General features: G+C 54.2%; 5 protein-coding genes and 2 pseudogenes. All 7 read left to right on the plus strand.

Annotated features, from left to right (window positions below):
* Positions 1 to 32 precede the first annotated feature (32 nt).
* The 7 genes and pseudogenes from FBQ85_27200 (at position 33) to FBQ85_27230 (ending at position 4,130) form a co-directional block, all read left to right on the plus strand.
* Positions 33 to 422 carry a hypothetical protein gene (locus FBQ85_27200; GenBank protein MDL1878821.1) on the plus strand — a complete coding sequence of 130 codons (390 nt, stop codon included), beginning with the start codon at positions 33 to 35 and terminating at the stop codon, positions 420 to 422.
* Positions 423 to 508: 86 nt separating this feature from the next.
* Positions 509 to 718: a hypothetical protein gene (locus FBQ85_27205; GenBank protein ID MDL1878822.1), complete on the plus strand. Its 210-nt coding sequence runs from the start codon at positions 509 to 511 to the stop codon at positions 716 to 718.
* 94 nt (positions 719 to 812) lie between these two features.
* Positions 813 to 1,175 carry a polyketide cyclase gene (locus FBQ85_27210; protein MDL1878823.1) on the plus strand — a complete coding sequence of 121 codons (363 nt, stop codon included), beginning with the start codon at positions 813 to 815 and terminating at the stop codon, positions 1,173 to 1,175.
* Between the two features lie 28 nt (positions 1,176 to 1,203).
* Positions 1,204 to 1,293, plus strand: a pseudogene (locus FBQ85_27215) (VOC family protein).
* Between the two features lie 5 nt (positions 1,294 to 1,298).
* A pseudogene (locus tag FBQ85_27220) lies at positions 1,299 to 1,385 on the plus strand (3-demethylubiquinone-9 3-methyltransferase).
* A 24-nt stretch (positions 1,386 to 1,409) separates the two neighbouring features.
* Complete coding sequence (locus tag FBQ85_27225; protein MDL1878824.1) at positions 1,410 to 1,949, plus strand: hypothetical protein; 540 nt, start codon at positions 1,410 to 1,412, stop codon at positions 1,947 to 1,949.
* A gap of 336 nt (positions 1,950 to 2,285) precedes the next feature.
* The gene (locus FBQ85_27230) at positions 2,286 to 4,130 is read left to right on the plus strand and encodes a hypothetical protein (GenBank protein MDL1878825.1); all 1,845 of its coding nucleotides are present in this window, start codon (positions 2,286 to 2,288) and stop codon (positions 4,128 to 4,130) included.
* Positions 4,131 to 4,282 lie beyond the last annotated feature (152 nt).

The raw sequence follows: 4,282 nt of genomic DNA on the forward strand, positions 1-4,282 counted from the left end.
AGAAGTAGAGAGCACACAACGGAGAATGAACCATGAACAAAACAACGATCAAAAGTATTGGTGCTGTCCTTGTTGGACTCATCTTCCTTGTCATTACGCATACCGCAACGGATGCGGTTCTACAAGGCGCGGGGGTGCTGCCCAAAGACAATCTCTTTGTTGGAACCGGGCTGATTTTGATCGTCATCGGTTATCGCGCTGTGCTTAGTTTCATCGGCTGTTTTTTGACGGCTAAGCTCGCGCCGCGCAGCCCCATGAAGCATGCGCTTATACTTGGCTTTATTGTCCTGATTTTGGGCGCGATCGACGCCATCGTGGCGGCAAACCTGGGACCCGGTTGGTACGCCTGGACGCTTGCGGCGATTGCGTTGCCGATTGCCTGGCTTGGCGGAAAGCTGTATGAGCTGCGCTTGCAGCCGTAGAATCCAAGTTGGGCCATAATTAAAGGTGCGATACGTGCTTTCACAATAGCATTACGCATCATCACAAAATCATACCGGACAACGTCATGAACCAAGACACGAAACGTTCGATTTTTCGCTGGATTCACCTCGTCTTTAGCATTCCGATACTCGGTTATATTTATAGTCCGTTTGAAGAAATTCCAAATTACGCCCCCGCTGTTCGATTTGTCTTCGTTCCTGTGCTTGTCCTTGCGGGATTGTGGATGTGGAAAGGCCATGTCCTTAGACGACTGATTTCCAAAAGATCGGCCTAACAACTCAGCAAGCACCACAAACACCGTCAGACTCCATCGCGTGCTTCGTGCGACGCCGGAACGGATTTATTGGGCGTTCCCTGATGCGGATGCAATGGCCAAATGGCTTCCGTCCAACGGATTCACCGGCAAGGTTCATCAAATGGACGCGAAGGTCGGCGGCGCCGACAAGATGTCATTCGCGAATTTCACGACGGGCAAGAGCCACTCCTTCGGCGGAACCTATCTCGATCTGACGCCGCACGAACGCATTCGGTACACGGACAAATTCGACGACCCGAACATGCCGGGCGAGATGCAGACAACGATCATGTTGAAAAAGGTGTTCTGCGAGACCGAGTTGAACGTCGTGCAGGAAGGCATTCCGGAGGCGATTCCTCTTGAGGCGTGTTATCTCGGCTGGCAAGAATCGCTTGTCCTACTCGCGAAGCTCATCGAGGCCGAGATTCCGGATTAGCCGTAAACAGAATTCAAGGAGAACACCCATGCAAAAGATCGCGCCATTCTTGTGGTTCGATGGCAAAGCCGAGGAAGCTATCAACTCTTATGCGTCCATATTCAAAAACTCAAAGATCATCAGAAAGCGGGAAGAGTCATGCACGCCATGTTGCAAATGGATAAAATCGACATCGCAGGGTTAAAGCGTGCCTACGACGCGCGCGGTTGATGTCCTTATCATTATCGCTTTTTGATGTCGAGATATGAAATTTTTTTGTTGCAGCGATCACCGTCGATCTTCATCTTTGGAGTCCGGTTTATGGAAATGAAGCAATATCTCATTGACACGTTCCGATTCAATGATCACATGAATACCAAGCTGCTGGCGAAAATAACATCGTTGCCCGACCAGCAGCAGTGCATACGATTCTTCAGCCATCTCATCAACTCGCAGAACAAATGGATGGCAAGAATCATCGAGTATCCGAATAACCCGCCGCGGGATTGGTGGGCGCCGGTTTATGCGCTCGACAAGCTTGAAAGCGAATGGCGAAAAGGCCTGCAAGCATGGATTGAGTTTATTGGAAGCAAGAGTGAGGAAGAACTCTTTACCGAAGTGAAATTCGTCGGTTACGACGGCGGCCATTGGGCGTGTAAGCTCAAGGACATCGCGCTGCAATTGAATTATCATTCCATCCATCATCGCGCGCAGATGCAAATGCTCATCCGCCAGCAGGGCGTGGAACCGGATTTTGTCGACTACATTGGAATAGTGTATCGAAAAATCACTTGAAGCGGGGACTCAAACAGACCGCGGTCTGGAGAGCTTCGGCGAGGACGCCATTTAAACATTGTTATTGAAAGCGCCATAAATTTTGACCGTATCGAAGAAGGTGACGCCACGATCCACAGCCGTGCGGTTGAGCGGCGAGATACTTCATACCTGTTGCTTTGGTAGGAGGCAAACGTTGGTACTCGAAATTGTGCCCGGGCATTGTCCGCTCATCAAAGGCATTGCCACATTAGCAATGCGATGACACTCTTCAGGCAACAATAATACATACCTGCCGTAAATTTGTTCTTCAAAGACATTGAGAACGAAGACATGTTTAACGGAGGAGAGTGATCTATGAAAAAATCTGACACGGCTGGCGCGGTGAGCGTTGATCCGACTTTTCAAAAGCCCCTCCGCTTGTGGCCTGGCGTGGTCGCTGTTGCGTTGCTGTGGCTGCTCAGATATATCGTCCCCATCATCATTCCCGACGCTGCTATGTTTGCAATATTTGGCGGACTCGGGCTTGGATTGGTGGTCGTGGTGTGGTGGCTGTTCTTCAGTCGGGCGCCCTGGATCGAGCGCCTGGGTGCTCTCGTGTTGATGGTCGTTGCGCTTGCTGTGACCAAGCGCTTTGTGCATCCCTCGATTGCGGGCGGAATGCAAGGGATGCTGCTCTTTGTCTACGCCGTCCCGGTTCTATGTCTTGCCCTTGTCGCCGGGGCTGTGGTCAGCCGCGGCCTCTCTACCGGCCCTCGACGCGCAACCATTATGGGCGCCATCCTGCTTGCCTGCGGCGTGTTCACATTAATAAGAACTGCCGGCATCATAGGCATTGGTTCGGAATTTCACTGGCGATGGACGCCGACTCCCGAGGAGCTTCTTCTGGTTCAAGCCAGCAGTGAGAAAGAGCCGGAAAACGTTCCAATATCGCTGCCCGCTCCTGCAGCCGCGCCGGTTGAAACTCCGCTTTCAGCGAAGACCAGCATTAAGCCTGCGGCTGTGGCATCGCCCACTCCGGTCGAGAGAGTCGCTGAGAAAAAAGCTGAGTGGCCGGGTTTTCGCGGCCCCGAGCGTGACAATGTCATTCACGGCGTGGGCATTGAAACGAACTGGTCTCAGTCGCCGCCGGTCGAGTTGTGGCGCAAGCCGATCGGGCCGGCCTGGTCGTCATTCGCGGTTAACGGCAGCCACATTTATACTCAAGAGCAGCGTGGCGAAGAAGAGATTGTTTCGTGCTCTGATCTGAACACGGGTGAGTTGGTTTGGAAGCATGGCGATTCAGCCCGGTTCTGGGAATCGAACGCAGGCGCCGGTCCGCGCGCAACGCCGACTTTGAGCAACGGCCGCGTTTACACGTTTGGCGCGACCGGCATTTTGAATGCGCTCGACGCTCGCGACGGCTCCGTCGTCTGGTCGCGCAACGCAGCGTCTGACGCCGACGAAAAGCTTCCGGCCTGGGGCTTTGCGGGTTCGCCGTTGGTGATTGATAGCCTGGTCGTCGCGGCCGCCGCGGGCAGGCTCATAGCCTACGAACTCGCCACCGGAAAGCCACGCTGGTACGGTCCGAACGGTGGCTGGGGCTACAGCTCGCCGCATCTCGCGGTAATCGATGGCGTTGCGCAGATTCTGCTGCTAAATGGAGAGGGCGTGATCAGCGTCGCTCCGACTGATGGCAAATTACTCTGGAAGCACGAGTGGAAGAGCGACGGAATCGTGCAGCCCTGCGTGATCGCGGGCAGTGACGTCTTGATCGGCAGCGGCTCTGGAGGCGTTGAAGTCGGTATGCGCCGCATTGCGGTTGTGCGCGATCCTGAGGGATGGCGTGTCGAGGAGCGCTGGACCTCAACCGGGCTGAAACCGTATTTCAGCGACTTTGTTGTGCACAAAGGACATGCCTTCGGCGTCGACGGCAGCATGCTTTCGTGCATCGATCTCACCGACGGCAAGCGCAAGTGGAAGGGCGGGCGCTACGGCGCCGGCCAGATGGTCTTGTTGCCCGACCAGGATTTGCTGCTGGTACTGTCGGAGCACGGTGAGCTGGCGCTGGTGAATGCGACGCCAGATCAGTTTACGGAGCTGGCGCGGTTCCCGGCAATCAAAGGCAAGACCTGGAACCACCCGGTGTTGGTCGGCAATCTCCTCTTGGTGCGCAACAGTCAAGAGATGGTGGCGTTCCGGTTGCCCGTTGCGCGCACTTGAGACCCGTCATTTCATTTGCTATTCACAAGCATGTCTTGATCTAAGGATCGACGGTCAAATAACTTTCTCAATCTTCCACCGCGAATACACGCGAATCATCGCGAATTAAAAAGCATTAGCGGCCCTTCGCGTTGATTAGCGGTTTAAAGAAA

The organism is Cytophagia bacterium CHB2 (assembly GCA_030263535.1).
Classification (GTDB): domain Bacteria; phylum Zhuqueibacterota; class Zhuqueibacteria; order Zhuqueibacterales; family Zhuqueibacteraceae; genus Coneutiohabitans.

Excerpts from the sequence above, each read along its gene's own strand:
- FBQ85_27200 (MDL1878821.1), top strand. The coding sequence starts at position 33 with ATGAACAAAACAACGATCAAAAGTATTGGTGCTGTCCTTGTTGGACTC.
- FBQ85_27230 (MDL1878825.1), top strand. The coding sequence starts at position 2,286 with ATGAAAAAATCTGACACGGCTGGCGCGGTGAGCGTTGATCCGACTTTT.
- FBQ85_27225 (MDL1878824.1), top strand. The coding sequence starts at position 1,410 with ATGTCGAGATATGAAATTTTTTTGTTGCAGCGATCACCGTCGATCTTC.
- FBQ85_27210 (MDL1878823.1), top strand. The coding sequence starts at position 813 with ATGGCCAAATGGCTTCCGTCCAACGGATTCACCGGCAAGGTTCATCAA.
- FBQ85_27205 (MDL1878822.1), top strand. The coding sequence starts at position 509 with ATGAACCAAGACACGAAACGTTCGATTTTTCGCTGGATTCACCTCGTC.